The 20,214-nt window shown below is 61.7% G+C and carries 23 protein-coding genes; 14 read left to right on the top strand and 9 right to left on the bottom strand.

The window, feature by feature from the left end:
- Positions 1-9: 9 nt before the first annotated feature.
- A complete protein-coding gene (locus DFR48_RS18950) occupies positions 10-363 on the bottom strand; it encodes a hypothetical protein (protein WP_114364784.1) in 354 nt (117 codons plus the stop codon).
- A gap of 481 nt (positions 364-844) precedes the next feature.
- On the opposite strand from DFR48_RS18950, the gene DFR48_RS18945 reads away from it, so the two are divergent.
- The 8 genes from DFR48_RS18945 (at position 845) to pqqE (ending at position 8,103) form a co-directional block, all read left to right on the top strand.
- Positions 845-2,656, top strand: a complete 1,812-nt coding sequence (locus tag DFR48_RS18945) for a methanol/ethanol family PQQ-dependent dehydrogenase (RefSeq protein ID WP_114364783.1) — start codon at positions 845-847, stop codon at positions 2,654-2,656.
- A gap of 160 nt (positions 2,657-2,816) precedes the next feature.
- A complete protein-coding gene (locus DFR48_RS18940; protein ID WP_114364782.1) occupies positions 2,817-3,341 on the top strand; it encodes a c-type cytochrome, methanol metabolism-related in 525 nt (174 codons plus the stop codon).
- A 1-nt stretch (position 3,342) separates the two neighbouring features.
- On the top strand, positions 3,343-4,185 hold the full coding sequence (locus DFR48_RS18935; protein WP_114364781.1) for a substrate-binding domain-containing protein: 843 nt from the start codon (positions 3,343-3,345) through the stop codon (positions 4,183-4,185).
- A gap of 35 nt (positions 4,186-4,220) precedes the next feature.
- Entirely contained in the window at positions 4,221-4,778 is a 558-nt protein-coding gene (locus tag DFR48_RS18930) for a PQQ-dependent catabolism-associated CXXCW motif protein (protein WP_170141933.1), read from the top strand.
- A 214-nt stretch (positions 4,779-4,992) separates the two neighbouring features.
- Complete coding sequence (gene pqqB / locus DFR48_RS18925) at positions 4,993-5,931, top strand: pyrroloquinoline quinone biosynthesis protein PqqB (RefSeq protein WP_114364779.1); 939 nt, start codon at positions 4,993-4,995, stop codon at positions 5,929-5,931.
- Positions 5,928-6,683, top strand: a complete 756-nt coding sequence (pqqC, locus tag DFR48_RS18920) for a pyrroloquinoline-quinone synthase PqqC (protein WP_114364778.1) — start codon at positions 5,928-5,930, stop codon at positions 6,681-6,683. The genes pqqB and pqqC overlap by 4 nt, the downstream gene beginning before the upstream one ends.
- Positions 6,683-6,979: a pyrroloquinoline quinone biosynthesis peptide chaperone PqqD gene (gene pqqD, locus DFR48_RS18915; RefSeq protein WP_114364777.1), complete on the top strand. Its 297-nt coding sequence runs from the start codon at positions 6,683-6,685 to the stop codon at positions 6,977-6,979. Before pqqC ends, pqqD begins: the two co-directional genes overlap by 1 nt.
- Positions 6,976-8,103, top strand: a complete 1,128-nt coding sequence (gene pqqE / locus DFR48_RS18910) for a pyrroloquinoline quinone biosynthesis protein PqqE (RefSeq protein WP_114364776.1) — start codon at positions 6,976-6,978, stop codon at positions 8,101-8,103. Before pqqD ends, pqqE begins: the two co-directional genes overlap by 4 nt.
- Here the strand turns inward: pqqE and DFR48_RS18905 are convergent.
- The 6 genes from DFR48_RS18905 to DFR48_RS18880 form a co-directional block, all read right to left on the bottom strand.
- Positions 8,068-8,691 (bottom strand): hypothetical protein, encoded by a 624-nt coding sequence (locus tag DFR48_RS18905; RefSeq protein WP_114364775.1) that lies wholly within the window; start codon positions 8,689-8,691, stop codon positions 8,068-8,070. The two genes, pqqE and DFR48_RS18905, sit on opposite strands and share 36 nt — an antisense overlap.
- Positions 8,688-9,560, bottom strand: coding sequence for an ABC transporter permease (locus DFR48_RS18900; RefSeq protein WP_114364774.1), 873 nt, complete (start codon positions 9,558-9,560; stop codon positions 8,688-8,690). Before DFR48_RS18900 ends, DFR48_RS18905 begins: the two co-directional genes overlap by 4 nt.
- Positions 9,557-10,366, bottom strand: coding sequence for an ABC transporter ATP-binding protein (locus tag DFR48_RS18895; protein WP_114364773.1), 810 nt, complete (start codon positions 10,364-10,366; stop codon positions 9,557-9,559). Before DFR48_RS18895 ends, DFR48_RS18900 begins: the two co-directional genes overlap by 4 nt.
- 69 nt (positions 10,367-10,435) lie before the next feature.
- On the bottom strand, positions 10,436-10,894 hold the full coding sequence (locus DFR48_RS18890) for a cupredoxin domain-containing protein (protein ID WP_114364772.1): 459 nt from the start codon (positions 10,892-10,894) through the stop codon (positions 10,436-10,438).
- Between the two features lie 27 nt (positions 10,895-10,921).
- A complete protein-coding gene (locus tag DFR48_RS18885) occupies positions 10,922-11,896 on the bottom strand; it encodes a YVTN family beta-propeller repeat protein (RefSeq protein WP_114364771.1) in 975 nt (324 codons plus the stop codon).
- A gap of 18 nt (positions 11,897-11,914) precedes the next feature.
- Complete coding sequence (locus tag DFR48_RS18880; protein ID WP_170141935.1) at positions 11,915-13,090, bottom strand: ABC transporter substrate-binding protein; 1,176 nt, start codon at positions 13,088-13,090, stop codon at positions 11,915-11,917.
- A 207-nt stretch (positions 13,091-13,297) separates the two neighbouring features.
- Here DFR48_RS18880 and DFR48_RS18875 point away from each other — a divergent pair, with 207 nt between their 5' ends.
- Genes DFR48_RS18875 through DFR48_RS18855 form a run of 5 tightly spaced genes read left to right on the top strand, consistent with a single transcriptional unit; the run spans position 13,298 to position 17,615 of the window.
- Positions 13,298-14,482, top strand: a complete 1,185-nt coding sequence (locus DFR48_RS18875) for a (5-formylfuran-3-yl)methyl phosphate synthase (RefSeq protein ID WP_114364769.1) — start codon at positions 13,298-13,300, stop codon at positions 14,480-14,482.
- Entirely contained in the window at positions 14,479-15,117 is a 639-nt protein-coding gene (locus DFR48_RS18870; protein WP_114364768.1) for an amino acid kinase family protein, read from the top strand. The genes DFR48_RS18875 and DFR48_RS18870 overlap by 4 nt, the downstream gene beginning before the upstream one ends.
- Positions 15,114-15,665 (top strand): flavoprotein, encoded by a 552-nt coding sequence (locus tag DFR48_RS18865; protein WP_114364767.1) that lies wholly within the window; start codon positions 15,114-15,116, stop codon positions 15,663-15,665. Before DFR48_RS18870 ends, DFR48_RS18865 begins: the two co-directional genes overlap by 4 nt.
- Positions 15,658-17,055 carry a DUF6513 domain-containing protein gene (locus tag DFR48_RS18860; RefSeq protein WP_114364766.1) on the top strand — a complete coding sequence of 466 codons (1,398 nt, stop codon included), beginning with the start codon at positions 15,658-15,660 and terminating at the stop codon, positions 17,053-17,055. The genes DFR48_RS18865 and DFR48_RS18860 overlap by 8 nt, the downstream gene beginning before the upstream one ends.
- A complete protein-coding gene (locus DFR48_RS18855; protein ID WP_114364765.1) occupies positions 17,052-17,615 on the top strand; it encodes a DUF447 domain-containing protein in 564 nt (187 codons plus the stop codon). The genes DFR48_RS18860 and DFR48_RS18855 overlap by 4 nt, the downstream gene beginning before the upstream one ends.
- Here DFR48_RS18855 and DFR48_RS18850 read toward each other — a convergent pair.
- Positions 17,612-18,691: a hydantoinase/oxoprolinase family protein gene (locus DFR48_RS18850; protein ID WP_114364764.1), complete on the bottom strand. Its 1,080-nt coding sequence runs from the start codon at positions 18,689-18,691 to the stop codon at positions 17,612-17,614. The two genes, DFR48_RS18855 and DFR48_RS18850, sit on opposite strands and share 4 nt — an antisense overlap.
- On the opposite strand from DFR48_RS18850, the gene DFR48_RS18845 reads away from it, so the two are divergent.
- On the top strand, positions 18,690-19,448 hold the full coding sequence (locus tag DFR48_RS18845) for a HisA/HisF-related TIM barrel protein (RefSeq protein WP_245415662.1): 759 nt from the start codon (positions 18,690-18,692) through the stop codon (positions 19,446-19,448). The genes DFR48_RS18850 and DFR48_RS18845 overlap by 2 nt on opposite strands.
- Before the next feature lie 121 nt (positions 19,449-19,569).
- Here DFR48_RS18845 and fae read toward each other — a convergent pair whose 3' ends face one another.
- Positions 19,570-20,076 (bottom strand): formaldehyde-activating enzyme, encoded by a 507-nt coding sequence (gene fae / locus DFR48_RS18840; protein WP_114364823.1) that lies wholly within the window; start codon positions 20,074-20,076, stop codon positions 19,570-19,572.
- Positions 20,077-20,214 lie beyond the last annotated feature (138 nt).

Below are 20,214 nucleotides of genomic sequence, written 5' to 3'. Positions count from 1 at the left end.
CAGGGTCCATTAGAAACAGCGAATGTCGGCTTCCGCCTGCGCCCGCTTCAGTTCGGTCATCGCGGCCTTGGCCGGCGCTGTCTCGCGGAAGAGCGCTCCCTTTTCGCCCGCGACGAGCCCCATGCCCTTGAACGTCTCCGCGGTAACATAGTGTTCGTAGGGTATGATGGAGGCGATGACGTCGATCGAGCAGGAACAGCGATCGAGCATCTCCCTGTTCTCCCCGTTCGCCTTCATGCATCCATAGACATATTCGGCGACGGTCGCTGTCGGATACTCTGCGGACCCCATCGCCACCGCCCCCGAACCGGCTGCGACGGCGGCTGCCACAATTGAAGCCCTGACAAAATTCCGAGCACTCATGGGTGGCTCCTCATGCTGCATAGCAGTAAAGTCTAGCGCAAGAATAGCAGTAGAATTCAATGGATGGCAAACGCTAAAATCAATCGTCATAATAGATTGCCATGGTATCCAAATCTTCCCTCGGTAAACCAATTAAAATTCATGGTATACTGCGTTGCGGAATCGATATAGTGCGTTGCAGTAGACATTAATTCACAAACCTCTTGCGCATTTGATTTCGATAACCTATCGTCTCCCTGTTTCCGGCTTCAAGGACGTTGCCGTCAAGGGAGTGGTGACAGTCTTCGCAGGCCAAGCGGGGTGGGCGGTAACGGTGCCCTCCGCACGCCTTGGCTTCGGTCGTGACACGCTGCCGGAAATACTTCCCATTTGCGTGAGCTGATGGCGCGGTGAGGCCTTTCGAGGCGGATGCCGCCTAGCTCGTCCATTTTGGACTTAGGGAGGACTCGATATGCGTGCACGGAAACCTGCAAGAACTGTAATGAACGTGGCTCTGGCCACCACCGCTCTGTCGTTCGCCTTGGCTGGAGGAGCCATGGCGAATGACGATCTTCAAGGCATGATGTCCGATTCGAAGAACTGGGTGATCCAGAGCGGGGATTATGCCAATACGCGATACTCGCAACTCGACCAGATCAACAAGGACAATGTGAAGGATCTCCAGGTCTCCTGGACCTTCTCGACCGGCGTTCTTCGCGGACATGAAGGGGGTCCGCTCATCGTCGGCGACGTGATGTACGTTCACACGCCGTACCCGAACACCGTCTTTGCTCTCGACTTGAACAACGACGGCAAGATTCTCTGGAAATATACGCCGAAGCAAGATTCCAACGTCATCCCGATCATGTGCTGCGACACGGTCAACCGTGGCGTGGCCTATGCCGATGGGAAGATTTTCCTCTATCAGGCGGATACAACGCTGGTGGCGCTCGACGCCAAGACGGGCGAGCCCGTCTGGTCCGTCAAGAACGGTACGACGGCCGACGGCAGCACCGGGGAATCCGGTACCTCGGCGCCTATGGTGGTCAAGGACAAGGTCATCGTCGGCATTTCCGGCGGCGAGTTCGGCGTTCGCGGTCACCTGACGGCTTACAGCATCAAGGACGGCTCTCTCGCCTGGCGGGCCTATTCGATGGGTTCCGACGATGAAATGCTCATCGATCCGGAAAAGACCACCCATCTCGGCAAGCCGGTCGGCCCCAGTTCGAGCACGAAGACGTGGGAAGGCGACCAGTGGAAGATCGGTGGCGGAACCACCTGGGGCTGGTATTCCTATGACCCCAAGCTCAACCTGATCTTCTACGGGACGGGCAATCCTTCGACGTGGAACCCGAGCCAACGTCCGGGGGACAATCGCTGGTCGATGACCATCATGGCGCGTGATGCCGATACCGGTGTCGCCAAGTGGCTCTACCAGATGACGCCCCATGATGAGTGGGACTATGACGGCGTCAACGAAATGATCCTGGCAGACGGCGTGGAGATCGACGGCAAGCCCCGGGATATCCTGTTCCATCCGGACCGCAACGGTTTCGCCTACACGCTTGACCGCGCAACCGGCGAACTGCTGGTCGCCAAAAAATACGATCCGGCCGTCAACTGGGCCACGGAAGTGGTCATGGACAAGAACAGCCCCGACTATGGCCGGCCGATTGTGGTGGACAAATACTCCACCCACAAGAACGGTGAGGACGTGAACACCACCGGCGTTTGCCCGGCGGCTCTCGGTACGAAAGACCAGCAGCCGGCGGCCTATTCGCCGAAAACCAAGCTGTTCTACGTCCCCACCAACCACGTCTGCATGGACTACGAACCCTACCGGGTCAGTTACACGGCGGGCCAGCCCTATATCGGGGCGACGCTGTCCATGTATCCGGCGCCGAACAGCCATGGCGGCATGGGTAACTTCATCGCCTGGGATGCCGCAAAGGGCGAGATCGTCTGGTCAAAGCCGGAACAGTTCTCTGTCTGGTCGGGGGCGCTCGCCACGGCCGGTGATGTCGTGTTCTACGGCACGCTCGAAGGCTACCTCAAGGCGGTCGACCTGCAGGGCAACGAACTCTACAAGTTCAAGACGCCCTCCGGCATCATCGGTAACGTCACCACCTACGAACATGGCGGCAAGCAGTATGTTGCTGTGCTGTCCGGGGTGGGCGGCTGGGCCGGGATCGGTCTCGCCGCGGGTCTGACCAAGGGTACGGAGGGTCTGGGTGCTGTCGGCGGTTATGCCGGTCTCTCCGACTATACGACCCTCGGCGGCCAGCTGACGGTGTTCGCGCTGCCGGGCAAGTAAGCCCGAAGGGTGCGAAGACATAGCTTTCAAATGACCTCCTGAGCAGGGCGAACCCGGTCGCGCGACCGCGGGCCGGGTTCGCTGTCTCTCGACTTCACGACTTTCTCAGGTTTTCGGGTGGCGGCGCGTGCCGGCCGCTTGAGCCGAACACGAGGTGCCTATGCATTTTACCTTCAAATACGCTCCGCTTGCCCTTGCGCTGCTTTTTCCGGTGGGTGTGCCATCGGCCCTCGCGGACGACAAGGCTGCCGCCGCGGCGGTCACGAGTGAAGACGGGAAATATTTCGACGCCGAAGGGTCGCCGACCTTCAAGATCGCCGAGGACGGGACCGTCGACTGGTACACCTACAGCGGATACCGCCGGTTCAATTCGGAGTGCTTTGTCTGCCACGGCGCGGATGGTGCCGGATCGTCTTTCGCACCGGTGCTTGCCGATTCTCTGAAAGTTCTGACTTACGGAGAGTTCCTCCAGATCGTTGCCGAGGGGCGAAAGAACCTGGCTGCCGGCAAGGAGAGCGTGATGCCATCTTTTGGCGACAATAAGAACGTCTACTGTTATCTCGACGACATCTACATCTACCTTCGTGCAAGGGCCGTCGGCGATCTGCCGAGAGGGCGTCCCGCGAAGAAGGAGGAGAAGCCGCAAGCGGCGAAGGACCACGAAACTTCCTGCATGGGTGGGTGACATGGCAAGAGGCGTCCTCGTTTGGAGCGTGCTTTCTGTTCTGGCGCTGCCGGCGTCCGGGCTTGCGCAGGGCGCAGGCCTCGGTGCGGCCGGCGAACTGGTCGATCCGGAGGTGCTGCGGGTCTGCGCCGATCCCTCGAACATGCCCTTCACCGATGAGAACGGTGGCGGTTTCGAGAACAAGCTGGCGGAACTCGTCGCGTCGAAGACCGGCAGGAAGTCGGTCGCCTACACCTGGTTTCCTATGGCGACTGGTTTTGTGCGCAACACGCTGCGAGCCAATCTCTGTGACGTGGTCATCGGATATGCCCAGGGCGACGAACTCGTGCAGAACACCAATGCCTACTACAAGTCGACCTATGTGATCGTGTATCGGAAGGGCGATGGCCTAGATGGCGTCGACACGCTGTCCGATCCGCGGCTTGCAGGCAAGAAGATCGGGATTGTCGCCGGTACGCCGCCCGCGGCGACGCTTGCGCGCCTGGGCCTCATGCGGACCGTCAAGCCCTATCCGTTGATGGTCGATACGCGCCTTGCTCCCTCCATGGCCGAGGTGATGCTCAAGGAGATGGAGGCCGGCCAGATCGAGGTCGCGATCCTCTGGGGGCCGATGGCTGGTTACTACGCAAAGCAGATCGGCAATGATCTCGTCGTCGTCCCCCTTCTCAAGGAGAAGCCGGATCACATGTCCTATCGCATCACCATGGGGGTCCGGCCGTCGGATCAGGAATGGAAGCGGACCTTGAACAGAGTCATTCGAGATAACCAGAAGGAGATCAACCGGATACTGCTGGACTACAATGTCCCGCTGGTGGACGAGAACAGCCGGCCGATTACCGAGTAGGCGGCCGCGAGGAGGAGCACGCGACGGTCATGCGGATGCGCGAATTGGTTATGGTCGCGGCGATCACTCTTGTGCCGGTCGCAACCGCGATTGCCGGACCGGTAGCGGAACCGTCCGCATACAGGAGCGAGAATTACCGTGCCGACGTGCCCGACACGCTGAAGGGGGCACGAGTCGTCGATACGCCGGAGGTCGTAGGGCTCTGGACAGAGCATGCGGCCGTCTTCATCGACGTTCTGCCCTATAATCCGAGGCCGCCCGAGTTGCCCGCGGGAACGGTCTGGAAGGAGAAGGTACGGGAGAACATTCCCGGCAGCGTCTGGCTCGCAAATGTCGGCTACGGAGTGCTCAACGAAGAGATGGAAGCGTTTTTCCGCACCAACCTGGAAAGACTCACCGGCGGCAGCCACGAGAAGGTGCTGCTCTTTTACTGCCAGGAAAGGTGCTGGATGTCCTGGAATGCCGCAAGGCGCGCAGTCGAATGGGGGTACCGGCAGGTTCTCTGGTATCCGCACGGATCGGACGGATGGATCGCCGCCGGACAGCCGACCGAGAAGGCCACGCCCCTGCAACCCGAGATCTTACGCCGCTGAGGCGTATGATACCCAGCAAGACCACTTGCGGTCTTAGAGAGAAGGAGGAGATGATGAAGAAGACCTGGACGAAACCGACCATGTGCACTGTTGCCGCGGGCATGGAGATGTCTCGCTATTTCCCGGCGCAGCTGAAGAAATAGGCCACTCGGCCGCCCCGTTCGTGTCGGACGGGGCGGCTCCCTCGATGTGTCGCTGGAGGACGATCGGTCGTATGTTGTTGAATGTCCTGGGGTCTGCCGCAGGCGGAGGGTTTCCGCAGTGGAACTGCAACTATCGGCTGAGCCGAGCGGTTCGCGGCGGGGAAGAAGGATTTCGCCCCCGAACCCAGTCGAGTCTCGCAGCGTGTGCGAACGGGCGGGACTGGGTGCTGTTCAACGCCTCGCCGGACATCCGTTCCCAGATCGCCGCAACACCGGAATTGCAGCCGCCGCAGGAGGGGCCCCTGCGGGCAACACCCATTCGTGCCGTCGTGCTGACGAATGCGGATGTCGATCATATCGCCGGTCTTCTGAGTCTCAGGGAGCGCGAGCGCTTCGTGATCTACGCGACCCGGCGTGTCCTCGAGGTCCTCGAACAGAACACGATCTTCAATGTTCTGGATCCGCAATACGTGGATCGGCGCCCTCTTCCTCTGGAGGGTGTGATCCCGATCGCCGACAGCGACGGACGGCCGACCGGCATCATGGTCGAGACGTTTTCCGTTCCCGGCAAGATCGCCCTCTTCCTTGAGGATGTCGACCGCGCCGAAGATGGCTTCGGCACCGAAGACGGGGATACTGTCGGATTGCGTATCTTCGAACCGGATGCCGCGTCGTCGGCATTCTATATCCCCGGCTGCGCGGCGGTCGACGGCAGTCTCAAGACACGTTTGACCGGTGCCGCCTGCCTGTTCTTTGACGGGACGGTCTTCACCGACGACGAGATGCTCGATGCCGGTGTCGGACCCAAGACCGGCAAACGCATGGGCCATTTGCAGATATCTGGGCCGCAGGGCTCGATGGCGCTGCTCGCCGACGTGCCGGTCGGGCGGCGCGTCTACGTGCATATCAACAACACCAATCCGATCCTCGACGAGCGCTCCCCCGAGCATCGTGCTGTCCGGGCGAACGGTTGGGAAGTCGGCCATGACGGAATGGAGATCAGACTATGACCACGTTTTCCAGTGCTGCAAAGAACGGACTGACGCCGGGCGCGCTCGAAGCCCTCCTGCGCGAGGTGGGAGCGGCGCGCTATCACAATCGTCATCCGCTGCACCACAAGATGGTGTCGGGGACGCTGAGCAAGGGCCAGCTCCAGGCCTGGGCGCTGAACCGCTATTGCTATCAGGCGGTCATTCCGAGGAAGGATGCGATGATCCTCGCGCGGGCGGAGGATCCGGCCTTCCGTGCCGAATGGCGCAAGCGCATCGAGGATCATGACGGCACCAACGGCTGGGACGGCGGTATCGCCCGTTGGGTGAAGCTGGCAACGGGTCTCGGCCTCGAGGAGGATATGGTCAAGAGCGAGCGTCGGGCCCTTCCGGCGACCCGTTTCGCAGTCGGAGCCTATCTTTCGTTCTGTACCGAACGCAGTCTTCTGGAAGCGGTCGCCTCGTCGCTGACCGAGCTCTTCTCACCGGTGATCATAGGCGAGCGCGTGCCAGCCATGCTCGCCAAATACGATTATGTCACCGAGGATATCCTCGCCTACTTCAAGCCCCGGCCGGTCCAGGCATCGAGAGATGCGGAATTCGCGCTGGCCTATGTCTTGAAGCACGCCGACACGCCGCAGAAGCAACAGACCGTCATCGATGCCCTTGTCTTCAAGTGCGATGTGCTCTGGTCGATGCTGGACGCGCTCGAACACGCCTATGGCGAGAACGGGCAAATTCCGCCCGGCGCTTTTGATCCGGGGGCTGCGTAATGACCCTCGTCAGGGAGCGTGCTGTTCTCTCGCTTTCATCCAGGCCGATGCTGAAGCGGTACTGCCGGCTGCAATTCGATCCAGTCCGGGACGCCTGGGCACTGTTGGCGCCGGAGCGGGTCTATTGGCCGAACGAAGTCAGTCTCGAGATTCTGCGGCTGTGCAATGGACAGCGGTCTCCTCGGAAGATCATTGAATGTCTGGCCGAGCAATACGAAACCCCGGCCGAGGAGATTGCAACGGACGTGGAGACCTTCCTCCAGGAATGGGCGGACAGGCTGGTGGTGGCGTTATGAGCGAGATTCTTCCGCCACTCGGCATGCTGGCCGAGCTTACGTATCGATGTCCGCTGCAATGCGTCTATTGTTCGAACCCGCTGGAGCTTCTGAAAGCTGATCAGGAACTGTCGACGGAAGGCTGGCTATCGCTTTTCGAGGAAGCGGCCGATCTCGGCGTCCTGCAGGTTCACCTTTCCGGCGGCGAGCCGACGCTTCGCCCCGATCTCGAAGAACTGATTGCCTGTCTCGATCGTCGTGGGGTCTACACCAATCTCGTCACCGCCGGTGTCGGCGTCCCGGAGGGGCGCATCCAGGCATTGGCGGATGTCGGTCTCGACCATGTGCAGTTGAGCTTTCAAGGCGTGAATGCTGCCACGACCGAACTGATCGGCAATCACAAAGGCGCGCAGGAAAAGAAGCTCGAGACCGCTCGCCAGGTGCGTTCCGCCGGCCTTCCGCTCACGATCAACGCGCCCATCCACCGGCACAACATGGACGAGGTACCGGCCTTCATCGAACTTGCGCTGTCGCTCGGGGCCGAACGGCTCGAGATCGCCAATGTGCAATACGCAGGCTGGGCACTTCTCAACCGTGACGCGCTGATGCCGGACAGGGCGGATGTCGAACGACAGGTCGAGATCGTCGAAGCGGCGCAGGAGCGGCTGCACGGCGTGATGGCAATCGATTTCGTCACGCCCGACTATTTCGCGGTTTATCCCAAGCCCTGCATGGGCGGCTGGGCGAGGGATGCCCTCGTGGTCACCCCCGACGGCACGGTGCTGCCGTGCCATGCGGCCGCCACCATCCCGTCCCTGAGCTTCGATCGGTTTGGCCACCGCACGCTTACGGATATCTGGTATCGATCCAACGCCTTCAATGCCTTCCGAGGCACGGACTGGATGCCGGAGCCGTGCCGCAGCTGCGATCGCCAGGAGGTCGACTGGGGCGGCTGTCGCTGTCAGGCCCTGGCGATTGCCGGCAATGCGTCCGCCACCGATCCGGCCTGCATCAACTCACCATTTCATCATCGCATGGCGGAGCTCGCAGAGAAGAGAAACGGTGCCGCACAGGGCTTCCAGTACAGGCGCATCGGACGTGTGGATCCGTCAGCTCTTCGGCATGAGTTGGCCGATGAGTTTTGACAGGCCGTAGAGCCTCTGCTCGATGATCGTGGGCACCTCGCAGACGTAGCTAAGCGACTGGACGCGCTCTTCGAAGACGCGTGTTTCCCACTTCAACTGATCGCTCTGCTTCTCGAGCTCGGTCGGGTCGGCATTCGCATCGCGCCTCAGTTTATCGACATCCGATGCCTTCTTGCGGAGATCGGCCGCCATTTGCCGCTGTTTGCCGGCATAGCGGGCGATGCCGGAGATAACCTGCTCGCGTTCCCGGTTGAGCTTTTCGAACAGGCCCAGGAAAACCTGCGCAAGCTTCTCGTCCGTGTGGTCGGCGGGCAGTGTCGCGACGAATGTCTCGAGTTGTTTCCGGGCAGTGTCCATCGGAACTCGCCGCGCTGCTAGTTCGTCGACCAGTTGCTCGACGGCCGGATCCTTGCTCCAGTCCTTGGCGTTGTCCGGAAGGGCGTCTCCGTTCCATACCTGTGCGACGGACAACTCCGGTACCTTGCGCTGGATGCAGGGCCAGTCCGGATCGGTGTTGGTGGCGCCGACGGCCAGCCCCGGCAACATGCCGATGCCGGCGGCAGCCGCGACGATGATCGATGTCCTCATGTGTTTCCTCCCGTGTCTTGCTTGCGGGTCGTGAGGCCCAAGCTCGGATTGTAGGCGAGAATGGCGCCCGCCAGGAACAGAAACGTGAAGGCGGTGACCACCAGAAGAGATGTCCATTCGATCTGGCCATAGAAGGCGAAACGCACCAGTTCGACGGCATAGGTGAACGGGTTAACCAGGCAGATCCGATAGAGCAGGGGAGAGGCTTCCTGCACACGCCACAGCGGATAGAGCGCGGAGGATGCAAAATACATCGGGAAGATCACGAAGTTCATGATCCCGGCGAAGTTCTCGAGTTGCCGGATCAAGGACGACAGGAGCATCCCGAGAGCACCCAGCATCAACCCGGACAGGAAGAGTGCCGGCAGCACCAGGAGATAGCCGACGACGGGCGCTTTCACATCCCAGAACCAGGCGATGGCAAGGAAGACATAGACTTGCACGATCGACACCGCGACGCCGGCAAGAAGCTTCGAAACCAGCAGGAACCAGCGTGGGAAGGGGCTGACGAGAAGGGTTCGCATGTTACCCATCTCGCGGTCGTAGACCATCGACAACGAAGACTGCATGCCGCTGAAGAGCAGGATCATTCCGCAAAGCCCAGGCGTGATGTAGACTTCATACAGCACGTAGGTCTTGTAGGGCGGGATGATCGAGACGCCGAGGACCTGGCGAAATCCTGCCGCGAAGATGAACAACCAGAGCAGGGGCCGCACGAGCGAGGAGATGAAGCGTTCCCGCTGGTTCAGGTAGCGCAACCCCTCGCGCTTCAGAATGCCATTCAGGCAGACGAGGTATTGCAGAAGCCCGAAGCGTTCGCGAGGCGCCCAGCGTGACATCGCGCCGTCATGTCCCGTGATATCGGTCATGGCCGTGTACCTCCTGCTCGGATGTCCACGATGCCTGTGAGCGTGGAGAATGCCTGATGGAGCGTCGTGGAACCGGTTTGTCGGATTACGTCCGCCACGGCACCGTCGGCGACGACCTTTCCGATGTTCAGAACCACAACCTGGTCCGCCTGGTTGACTTCATCGATCAGGTGGGTCGCCCAGAGGACGCTGATGCCTTCCTGTGCGACGAGGTGCCGGATATCGGCGAGGATCGCCGCCCTCGACTTGATGTCGAGCCCGACGGTCGCCTCGTCCAGTAGCAGCAGTGACGGGCGGTGAAGGAGCGCGCGGACGATTTCAACGCGCCGCATCTGTCCTCCGGAGAGGCTGCGCGCCTTGTCGTGCAGCCGGTCCTCCATGTCGATCGAGGCGAGCAGTTCCCGGATACGATCGCGCGCCGTGCGCGTGCCGATCCCGTGTAGAGAGGCGTGGTAGGCGAGGTTCTGCAGGACGGTGAGATCGAGATCAAGGGTCCGGGCCTGGAAGACGATGCCAAGCCGGCGAAGCGCGCTTCCGGCCTTGCGACGTATGTCGTGACCGAAGATGCGGATCGTGCCGGTCTGTGGCGAAAAGAGGTGGCTGATCAATGAAAAGAGCGTGGTCTTGCCGGCGCCGTTGAGACCGAGCAGCACTGCAAACCGGCCGGCTTCGATCGAAAAGGAGACATTGTCGAGCACCTTGCGGCTGCCGTAGCTGTAGCTGACGGAACTCAGTTCCAGCGGAGGCAGTGCCGCATCCTGCTTCGGCTTCGTATTCACACCTTCGGGCAATCCGGCCTTGATCATTGGAGGCTCCCCTTCCCGCGGGTGACGATACGCCGCCACCCGCTCCTGTGTTGCACGGAAAGTGGGCAGTTACTTGATGACGATCTTGCCCTTCATGCCCTTGTCGGCGAGATCAGGCACGGACCAGGTGTATTCTCCCGGCCTGACGGTGGTGAACTGAACATTGATCGTCCCCTCGGCGTCGAATTCCAGCCAGGCGGGAGCACCGTTCATGTGCACTTCAAGGTCGTCGATGATGATCTGGTTCATCCAGACGTTCCGGAAGAGATCGGTTGCGAACTTGTATTCGAGGCCTCCCGCCGATGTGACCTTCCAGCGGTAACCCTGGCCGGCGACGAGTTCGAAGTCCTTCTGGTTTACGGTGTAGATATCCTCCTTCGAACCGAGGATCAGTTCCGGCAGATTTTTGCTGGCGCGCGTGACCTTCGGCTGGTCGTTGTCGTCGTCCTCTTCCTGGGCGGCTGCGTAAGGTTGGATTGAAAGCAGGCTGATGATGGCTGCGTATGCGACGAGCTTGAGCTTGGACATTCGGTCCTCCCGGTTTTCTGTTGCAGGTCAGTTTGGCGCCACCGTCACGCCCCAGGGCAGGGCTCCGACGGTGACCGATTTCACCGGCTCGTCGGATTGCGTGTCGATGAAGGTAATGTCGTTCGAAAGCCCGTTGGTGCTGATGATGTACTTGCCGTCCGGCGTGAACGCGAGCTGCCAGACGCGCTGGCCGACCAGCACGTACTTCTCGACCTCGTAGGTCTCCGCATTGACGACCGCGACCCGGTTCGCGGGACCGAGGGCGACATAGGCCTTCTTGCCGTCGGCGGAGATCCGTATGCCGACCGGCTGGATCGCTTCGGACCGCAGTCCCTGGATTTCGAAGTTGATCTTGTGCTTCACCTCACGGCTGGCATTGTCGATCACCGAGATCGTTCCGCCGATCTCCGCACTCACCCAGACCTCCGAGCCGTCCGGCTTGAACTGTGCGAAACGTGGACGCGCATCGACCAGTACGTTGGAGACGATCTCATGGCTCTCCGTATCGATGAAGTGCGCCATGTTGGTCGTCTCAGACGTGTTCACCATGATCTTCCCGTCCGGACTTATGCCCATGCCTTCGGGCTCCACGCCGACCGGGATTTCCGCGAGAACGCTCTTCTGCTCGACGTCGATGACGGTGACGAGGTTGTCGTCTTCGTTTGCGACGTAGAGCGTCTTGCCGTCGGGGGAAAGAACGAAGAGCTCCGGATCCGGGCCGGACGGCAGGCTGCCGACAATCTCGTGGGTCGCCGTGTCGATGATCTCGACGGTATCGTCGTCGCTGGCACAGACGTAGAGAAACTTGCCGTCGCGGGAGACGGTGATGCCGCGGGGGCGCTGCCCGACATTGATCGTCTTGACCGGCTCCATCGTGTCGGAGTCGACGATGGTCACCGTGTTGTCTTTTTCATTGGACACGTAGACCGCATTCGCCCAAGCGGGCTCGGCGATGACCGTCGCCACGGCGGCGCAATAGAGCTGCCTGAGAAGTCGCTGCATTCTCTCCTCCCACTCTTTCTATTTCAGCTTGCACTTGGTTTCGGGCCGGTCCACGCCGAGCGTGTCGAGCTCCGAGAATTGATGGAGAAAGCCCTCCTGGGGGGAGGTTGAGACGACGCCTCGGCCGTCGCCCAGCAGGATGGGCTGGCGCAATTGCCAGTTCCAGGTGCGGAAGGTCACTTTCTGCCCCTTGAAGGCGGCGATCGAGAAGTCGTCCGACTTTATGAAGGCTTCGATTTTCTCGGGATCGTTACCTTGCGTGCGGGTCGCCGCTTCGCCGAGGATGCGCACGGCTGTCCATGCCTGCATGTCCTTGGACAGCATGCGCCTGCCGGTTGCCTTGGAGAAACGGTTCTGGATCTGCGATCCGCCCCATTGTTCGCTCGCCGGATGCCAGCTTGAAGGGATGAGTCCGGCGGTGCCGGCGACCGGGCGCGGTGTCCAGGTGCGGTAGGGGACGTAGCTGCCGAACACCTCGCTCTCGTCGGCGACGACGACGACGTCATGCTCCGGCAGGTTCTGGGTGAAGACGGGCATCTGGCGTTGCACCTGGATGACGCCCGTGTCGGTGCGGCGGGCGGAGCCGGTGTCCTGGTACAAGCGCTCCTCGACGATCGTCGCACCGAAGCGTGCAGCGGCGCGACGGATTGCATCGGCATAAAGCTGGTCGCGCTCGTGCGAGCCGTAAAGCAGCACCCATCTCCGCCACTGCTTCCATACGAGATATTGCGCGAGACCATCGGCCAGCATGCTGCGGGTCGGTGCGGTGTGGAAGACGTTCGACCGGCATTCTTCCTCGCGCAACACGTCGTCGGTGGCGCCGACGTTGAAGAGGAGCACACCGTTGTCGCGGGCGAGGTCGGCGATCGAGAGCAATTGGGCTGCGGAGACGTCGGTCAGCACGAACTTGTCGCCGCGGGCGAGCATCTCCCTGAACGCCGCTACCACATCCGCATCGAATTTGACCTCAACGACGTCGAGGCTGAAGGACTGCCCGAGGAATTTGCCCGTCGTGTTGTTATCGTTGATCGCGACGTTCGCGCCGGCCACGCCCTCGTCGCGTGGCGGAATGTCGAGGACCGACAGCGCCAGTTGCGGTTCGTAGGCGCGCAGGTATCCGATGCCGATCTCCGTCGGCACTGCTCCCGCGCCGCCATCCTGCGCCCGGAGGTCGGCCGCATTGACGAGCAGCAAAAAAAAGCCCAATAAAAACGCGAGAGTTTCAGGCACCGTGCTCTCCGCAGGATAACCACTTCCCCACGCCGTCACACGAGTGACGACGGCTGAAGCAGTAAAGGTGCCCAACTTGTTTTTATACAACCTATCCGTAATCTCAAGCCTCGATTTACGCTTTTCTCGCCGCGCGGGAGACGCTAACCCTGTCGTGCGAGGAGAATTTTGATGACCAAGATGTTGGCAAGTGTTCGGAGCCGTCAGGAGGCGGAAATCGCCCTGCAGGCCGGTGCCGACATCATTGATCTCAAGGAGCCGTCACGGGGTGCTTTGGGCGCCGTGGATATGAGGGACATCGCCGAGATCGTTGCTTTCGTGAACGGTCGTCGGCTCACCAGCGCCGCCTCAGGCGATCTGCCGATGGAGCCCGACGTCGTAAGGGCAAAGGTCGACGAGCTGGCCGCGACCGGCGTCGATTTCATCAAGATCGGCTTTCTTCCGTCTGACTATCTCACGGACTGCGCAAAGGGCCTTGCCGGCATTGCGGCGAACAGGAAACTCGTGGCAGTCCTCTTCGCCGATTACGTGTATCCCGAGAATGTCATCGACGTATTCGCGGAGGCCGGCTTCCACGGTGTGATGATCGACACTGCCGACAAGACGAAGGGCCGCTTGCTGCAGCACATGAGCACCGACCGTATCGGCACGTTCGTTGCCGATTGCCATGCCCGCGGACTCACAGCCGGTCTCGCCGGGTCGCTGGAGGCGCCGGACGTTCCGCGGCTTCTCGCCTACAATCCAGACTTCATCGGTTTTCGAGGTGCACTTTGCGACAATCTCGTGCGGGACGCCGAGATCAATCGCGATGCCGCACTGAAGATTCGGGCATTGATTCCGGAAGAACAGCCGGCCGGTACGCAATCGCGCGTCGACTACAAGCTGCTGGCGGCGCGCGGATACTTTCCGGATGCGTCCGAACTCGGTCTCGGCACCGACAAGATTTTCGTGCGGGACTTCGTCCTGCCAGTCGAAATCGGCGCCTACAGCTTCGAGCACGGCAAGACGCAGCGGATGCGTTTCGACGTGACGGCGGACGTGTTGCGGGTCACCCGCAACCCGGAGGACATGCGGCACGTCGTCTCCTACGACCTCATCATGGACGGCATCCGCTCGCTCGTTGCGCGCGGCCATATCGAGCTGGTGGAGACGCTGGCCGAACAGATCGCCGCGTTCGTGCTCGAAAATCCCCGCGTGACCAATGTCGTCGTCCGTGCGGAAAAGCTCGAGCTCGGTCCCGGTGGCGTCGGTGTGATCATCGAACGCAAACAGGATCGGCAGCATGCGGCAAGATCAGGGGACCGCGCGGGCACCCATGCCGCCGAGCATCGCGGGCGTGGAGCCGTCCCCTCATGAAGCCGGTGGTCGTGAAACTCGGAGGAAGCACCGCCGGCGGCGACGAGATGCAGCGATGGATCGATCTCCTCGCCGACGCCTGCTTCCCTTTGGTTCTGGTGCCAGGAGGCGGTCCTTTTGCAGACCATATCCGCGTGATGCAGAAGCCGCTCGGCTATTCGGACGAGGTTGCCCACGACATGGCGATCCTTGCCATGGACCAGTTCGGGCTTGTCATCGCCGAACGGAGCGAGCGGTTCCGGCCAAGCATGACGATCCGCGACATGGAACAGGCTTGGAACTCCGGGCTCGTGCCGGTCTGGCTGCCGTCCTCGATGACGCGCGGAGCGCCCGATATCCTGCGATCCTGGCGCGTGACTTCCGATTCACTGGCTGCCTGGCTGGCCGGTCGTATCCGGGCTGAAAGGCTCCTCCTGGTCAAGCAGGCCGAGATTGGCCCCGAAGATGTGGATGTCGAAACGTTGGTGGCTCGGCAGCTGGTCGATGATTACCTGCCGCGTGCGCTGAGCGGTGAAACGGAGCTCTATGTCGCGGGACCGGAGAGCCTCGGGAGTGCACGCGACGCTCTTGCTGCATCGGACATTCCGGGTCGTCTGGTTGCCCGCAAGGTCGCGGAGGAGGCTCTCGGTTCATGACGCACCTGGAGACACCCCGCTGGGCCTGGGTTCTGACCGGTTCCGGACACTTCTTCGTCGAGAGCTTCGAACTCATCCATACGCTAACCCACTGCGACGTGTTCGTGTCGAAGGCCGCGGCCGAAGTGCTGCGGATGTACAAGCTGAAGCTCGATTTTCCGGACACGATGCGTGTGCTGCACGACAAAACGGCGAGTTCGGTTCCCGTCGGCAGCTTCTATCATGGTGTCTACCACACCGTCGTCATTGCGCCGGCAACGTCCAATACGGTCGCAAAATGCGTCGTCGGGATTTCCGATACGCTGGCGACGAACGTCTATGCGCAGGCCGGAAAATGCCGGGTGCCGTCCATCGTCTTTGCGTGCGATACCGCGCCTGAACTCGAAACCATGGCGCCGGGCGGACTGGTGAAGGTCTATCCCCGCCGGATCGATCTCGAAAACACGGCAAAGCTCAAGACCTTCGAACGCACGCAGGTCGTCGAGTCGCTGGCAGAGTTGAGGCTCGCGGTCGCGCATCGCAGGGAGGCGCTCGCCGGCGATGGTTGAACATCTCGTCTTCCTGACCGGACATCTGGCGAAGACCAGGCTCGAGAACGTTCTCGCCGGGTTGGAGAAGAGAGATTTCACCTATGACATTGTCGATATCGGCGTCAAAGTCGCGGCTCTGATGACGGAAGAGATCATCAAACGGCGGCTCAAATGCCCTTCCGCGGTGAATCGTGTCGTCCTGCCCGGCCGTTTCCGGGGAAATATCGAGCGACTGACGTCGGAATTCGGCGTCCGCTTTGTCCGGGGCCCCGATGAGATCGCCGATCTGCCGGCCTTCCTCGGACGCAAGGGGAGGGCCGTCGATCTCTCACGCCACGACCTGCGCATATTCGCCGAGATCGTCGATGCGTCGGCGCTGCCGATCGACCTGCTGCTCGAGCGCGCCCGCTCGCTGGCCGAAGCCGGGGCAGACGTCATCGATCTCGGATGTCTGCCGGATACGCCTTTCAGTCATTTGCGTGAGGCCATTCAGCGCCTGAAGGCGGAGGGGTTGGCCGTCAGCGTCGATTCCGCCGATCTCGCCGAACTGGAAGCGGCGGCGGAAGCGGGCGCGGACTTTCTCCTGAGCCTCACGGAACACACGCTCGATCTTGCCACCCGTTACAAGATCACGCCGGTCCTGATCCCCGCTGTTCCCGGCGACCTCGACTCCCTCGGTCGCGCCATCGAGGTAGCGCGCGAGGCGGGCATCGAATTCATCATCGATCCGGTCCTCGATCCCATTCATTTTGGCTTTGCTGCGTCGCTCGGCCGCTTCATCGAGGCGCGCCGGCGCTGGCCTGACGTCTCCATGCTGATGGGAACGGGGAACCTGACGGAACTCACGGATGCCGATTCCTCCGGTGTGACGGCCGTGCTTCTCGGCCTTTGTTCCGAGCTCTCGATCGGCAACGTGCTGGTCGTCAATGTCAGCCCGCATACCGCGCGCACGGTGGAAGAGCATGATCGCGCGCGGCGGATCATGTATGCCGCCAAGCGAGACGGCGCGTTGCCGAAGGGCTATGATCCCGGGCTCTTGCAGGTGCACGACCGCAAGCCGTTTCCTTACTCGAGCGCGGATATTGAGGCCTTGGCGGGCACTGTTCGCGACGCCAACTTCCGCATCATGACGGCGCCCGACGGCGTGCATGTCTTCAATGCGCGGGACCACCGGACCGGGCAGGATGCGTTCTCCTTCTTTCCCGATCTCGAGGTTGCGACCGACGGCGCACACGCATTCTATCTCGGCGCGGAGCTCACCAAGGCGGAGATCGCCTGGAAACTCGGCAAGCGTTACGTGCAGGACGAACCGCTCGCCTGGGGTGTCGCCGTCCCGGAGAAGACAGAGGACCGGACGCGGCTCGCCGAGGCCGGCCACACGCTGCGCGCGAAGAAGGAGGGCAAGTGAGCTACATCCGTGAAGTGATCGTGACCACCGTCGATGCCGTCGGCCAGCCGCATATCGCGCCGCTCGGCATCATCGCCGAGGGTGACTGCTGGGTCATCGCCCCCTTTCGGCCCTCCCGGACGCTCGACAATCTCGCTGCGGTGCCGTTCGCCGTCGCAAACTACACCGATGACATGCTGGTCTTCGCGGGTTGCCTGACCGGGCGGAAAGACTGGCCGCTTGTACCCGTCGCCGACTGGCCAGTGCCGCGGCTGCAATCGGCGCTCAGCCATTCACTGCTGCAGGTGGTCTCTGTCGACGATGACGGCGTGCGCCCGCGGCATTTCTGCAAGGTCGTCGGCGAGGAAATGCATGCGCCCTTCACCGGGCTCAACCGTGCAAAAGCCGCCGTGCTGGAACTCGCCATTCTGGTGAGCCGGTTGCACATGCTCCCGAGAGACAAGGTCGAGCGGGAGATCGACTACCTGAAGATCGCCGTCGACAAGACGTCCGGCCCCGACGAGCGGCTGGCGTGGAATTGGCTCATGGAACGGGTCGAGCAGCACCGGACGACAGGCTAGCCTGCATCCGCAGACTTGCTGATCTCTGCGGCGGCGAGCAAAGCCACGGCTGCCGCCGGTGCCGCCTTGCAGGCCGTTTCGCGTGCCGGTTCGACGGCGTTGATCAGCGTTCCGAAATCGACGAACGGCCGCTCCAGTCGTGCGGCAAGTCTGCGGATCTGTGGCCGGCCGATGCCGGCTCCGACCACAGGCGCGCCGCGGGCAAGCCGATGATCGGCCGCAACGCGGAGGGCGCCGTCGTGCACCATCCGTAACTGATGCTCGCTGAACCAGAGGGCGATATCGCTCCATTCCTCGGTCGAGAGATCCGGTCCATCGCGACCGATCATTCGCGCCAGCCGGCCGATCGATCCGGTCAGGGTCTTCTCCCGCCGGTCGGCTGACGGATACTGGTCATCCGCCTCGTCGAGCATGCCGAGAATGCGGGCGATGTCGGCCGTGTTGGCAAAGTACTCGTTCATCAGCGGCGTCATCGTGCCGCCGACTGGAACACGCTCGGCGATGCCGATCAGTGCCGATCGTGTGAAACCGGTATAGACCAGTTCGCCGGAGAGTAGTCGCTCGGCATCCGAATAGCCTGTGTTTGCCACTTTGCCGTCCCGCAGCGCGAGGATGTCGGTGGTCGTCGAACCCATGTCGACGAACAGGGCATCCCGGACGACGCTCGCCGCAAGCGCGGCTGTCGCGTGCCAATTGGCGGATGCGATGTCGGGCGCGAGGCCGCGTGCTTGCGCGGTATCGGCGAAGCCGGCACGACCGGCGTAGATGCGAGTGTCCTCAGTGCCGAACTCCTCTTCGATCAACGAGAGAATGCCCGCTACACCTTCGCGCCGGTCGGCAAATCCGTCGGAAAGCTCGGCCGTCATGGTGAAGGCATTTGCAGCGCCCGCCGGCACTTCCGCCCGCAAGGATTCGATGCCCCTCCGGACCTCGTCGATGCCGAGCCACATCGATGTCTTCAGCGTGGCCGAATGCGTGACGACACCATTCTCGCAGAGCGCCATCTTCAGATGAGCGCCGCCGATGTCCCATCCGGCGACAAAGCGCTTTCCTTCTGCGGAATTCCGGTCTTCCATGGATTGGTTCGTCCTCTCTGGGGTTCTGCTCGTGCTTATCATTCCGGTTCTCGACATCAAAGATGCTCTCGTCGTCCATGCCCGCCGCGGCGAACGGCAGGCGTATCGCCCGCTCGAGACGCCGTTGAGCCTCCGTCCCGCCCTGGAGGACGTCGCGGAAGGCTTACGCAGTGTCTACCCCTTTACCATCTTCTATGTCGCGGATCTCGACGCGATCGGAGGCCAGACGGGCGACTGCTCCGCCGCCCTTCGTCTCACCCGTCTAACCCCGACGCCGGGAGTCTGGCTCGATGCCGGTTTTTCGGGTTCGGAAAGCCTTGCGCGTACACACGCCTTGCCTGGCGTGGCGCCGGTCGTCGGATCGGAATCGCTTACCGACGCGGCTTTCCTCACCCACTTTTCGGCCTATCCCGGCGCCATTCTCTCTCTCGACTTCCGAGGCGAGGCGTTTTGTGGACCGGAGGACGTCCTTGCCCGCTCTGACCTCTGGCCTTCCCGTGTCATCGTCATGACTCTCGCTCGTGTCGGTTCCGAGACCGGCCCTGACTTTGCCCGCCTGGCGGAGATCAAGGCACGGGCGGGCGCCCGGCAGGTCGTTGCGGCGGGCGGGGTGCGCGATGCTACAGATCTGTGGAAGCTTGCGGAGATGGGTATTTCCGCCGCCCTGGTCGCCACGTCGATTCATAACGGGACGCTGACGCGTGAGGTCATTGCCGGGATGATGGAAGGATCGGACACCGTTGCGCAGCGCCGTTGAGTGACCGGAAAGAGGGATTTCTCCCTCTTTCCATGCTTTAGAATCCGAAGATCTTAGCCAACCGGCGCAACAGGCCATCCGAATTCACAGAGGGCGTGCTCTGTGCGGGGTTGCTTCGTATCTAGGCGCCGAAGGGATGCTTGACCTGATCCCGTTGTGCGGTTGCCTCGGCGGCCGTCGGTTTGCCGGCGACGGCGCGCTGGATGGCTTCCTTGGTCGCCCTGTAGTTGAAGTCCTGAATCTTAGCGTCGTCGGCGGCTTCCCAGTGGATGAACACGCCGACGCAGATGAAGACGTCGTCTGCTTCGTCTGCAGGAATGGTGCCGTCGGCCACGCTGTCCTGTACCGCCTTGGCGACGCCATACTGGGCGGGACCGAACATCTGGACGGCCTGCTTGGCCCCCTTGATGGTCACCTTGTTGAACATCACGGTGTTGGGCTTGCAAGGCAGATTGGGGGCAATAACTGCAAGGAGGGAGGTAAATCCGTCCTTGTTGTTCGTCAGGGCATTGCAGAATGCAGACTCGACCGCACTTCCGCGCGGGCCGATGAGAAGGTCGATGTGAGCGACTTCGTTACCGTCGCCAACAAGAGATTCGCCAACCAGAACTTTATTGATTTTTGCCACGGCCATGTACCTCCCTGTACCGTTCCAAAATGGTTTGTCCAAAGATGCCGTACCTTCGAGACACGACGCTCGATGGACAGCTATCCTTGTTCACAGCACCCTTTGTACTCGGGTCGGTTGGCCAGATAGCAGCAGAAG

This window comes from Ciceribacter lividus (assembly GCF_003337715.1).
Classification (GTDB): domain Bacteria; phylum Pseudomonadota; class Alphaproteobacteria; order Rhizobiales; family Rhizobiaceae; genus Allorhizobium; species Allorhizobium lividum.
The sequence above is the reverse complement of the archived record's forward strand: the minus strand, read 5'-3'. Positions and strand labels throughout refer to the sequence as shown.

Bases quoted from the DNA above. Each gene is read 5' to 3' on its own strand.
- DFR48_RS18950 (WP_114364784.1), bottom strand. From the start codon at position 363: ATGAGTGCTCGGAATTTTGTCAGGGCTTCAATTGTGGCAGCCGCCGTC.
- DFR48_RS18945 (WP_114364783.1), top strand. From the start codon at position 845: ATGAACGTGGCTCTGGCCACCACCGCTCTGTCGTTCGCCTTGGCTGGA.
- DFR48_RS18940 (WP_114364782.1), top strand. From the start codon at position 2,817: ATGCATTTTACCTTCAAATACGCTCCGCTTGCCCTTGCGCTGCTTTTT.
- DFR48_RS18935 (WP_114364781.1), top strand. From the start codon at position 3,343: ATGGCAAGAGGCGTCCTCGTTTGGAGCGTGCTTTCTGTTCTGGCGCTG.
- DFR48_RS18930 (WP_170141933.1), top strand. From the start codon at position 4,221: ATGCGCGAATTGGTTATGGTCGCGGCGATCACTCTTGTGCCGGTCGCA.
- pqqB (WP_114364779.1), top strand. From the start codon at position 4,993: ATGTTGTTGAATGTCCTGGGGTCTGCCGCAGGCGGAGGGTTTCCGCAG.
- pqqC (WP_114364778.1), top strand. From the start codon at position 5,928: ATGACCACGTTTTCCAGTGCTGCAAAGAACGGACTGACGCCGGGCGCG.
- pqqD (WP_114364777.1), top strand. From the start codon at position 6,683: ATGACCCTCGTCAGGGAGCGTGCTGTTCTCTCGCTTTCATCCAGGCCG.
- pqqE (WP_114364776.1), top strand. From the start codon at position 6,976: ATGAGCGAGATTCTTCCGCCACTCGGCATGCTGGCCGAGCTTACGTAT.
- DFR48_RS18905 (WP_114364775.1), bottom strand. From the start codon at position 8,691: ATGAGGACATCGATCATCGTCGCGGCTGCCGCCGGCATCGGCATGTTG.
- DFR48_RS18900 (WP_114364774.1), bottom strand. From the start codon at position 9,560: ATGACCGATATCACGGGACATGACGGCGCGATGTCACGCTGGGCGCCT.
- DFR48_RS18895 (WP_114364773.1), bottom strand. From the start codon at position 10,366: ATGATCAAGGCCGGATTGCCCGAAGGTGTGAATACGAAGCCGAAGCAG.
- DFR48_RS18890 (WP_114364772.1), bottom strand. From the start codon at position 10,894: ATGTCCAAGCTCAAGCTCGTCGCATACGCAGCCATCATCAGCCTGCTT.
- DFR48_RS18885 (WP_114364771.1), bottom strand. From the start codon at position 11,896: ATGCAGCGACTTCTCAGGCAGCTCTATTGCGCCGCCGTGGCGACGGTC.
- DFR48_RS18875 (WP_114364769.1), top strand. From the start codon at position 13,298: ATGACCAAGATGTTGGCAAGTGTTCGGAGCCGTCAGGAGGCGGAAATC.
- DFR48_RS18870 (WP_114364768.1), top strand. From the start codon at position 14,479: ATGAAGCCGGTGGTCGTGAAACTCGGAGGAAGCACCGCCGGCGGCGAC.
- DFR48_RS18865 (WP_114364767.1), top strand. From the start codon at position 15,114: ATGACGCACCTGGAGACACCCCGCTGGGCCTGGGTTCTGACCGGTTCC.
- DFR48_RS18860 (WP_114364766.1), top strand. From the start codon at position 15,658: ATGGTTGAACATCTCGTCTTCCTGACCGGACATCTGGCGAAGACCAGG.
- DFR48_RS18845 (WP_245415662.1), top strand. From the start codon at position 18,690: ATGGATTGGTTCGTCCTCTCTGGGGTTCTGCTCGTGCTTATCATTCCG.
- DFR48_RS18850 (WP_114364764.1), bottom strand. From the start codon at position 18,691: ATGGAAGACCGGAATTCCGCAGAAGGAAAGCGCTTTGTCGCCGGATGG.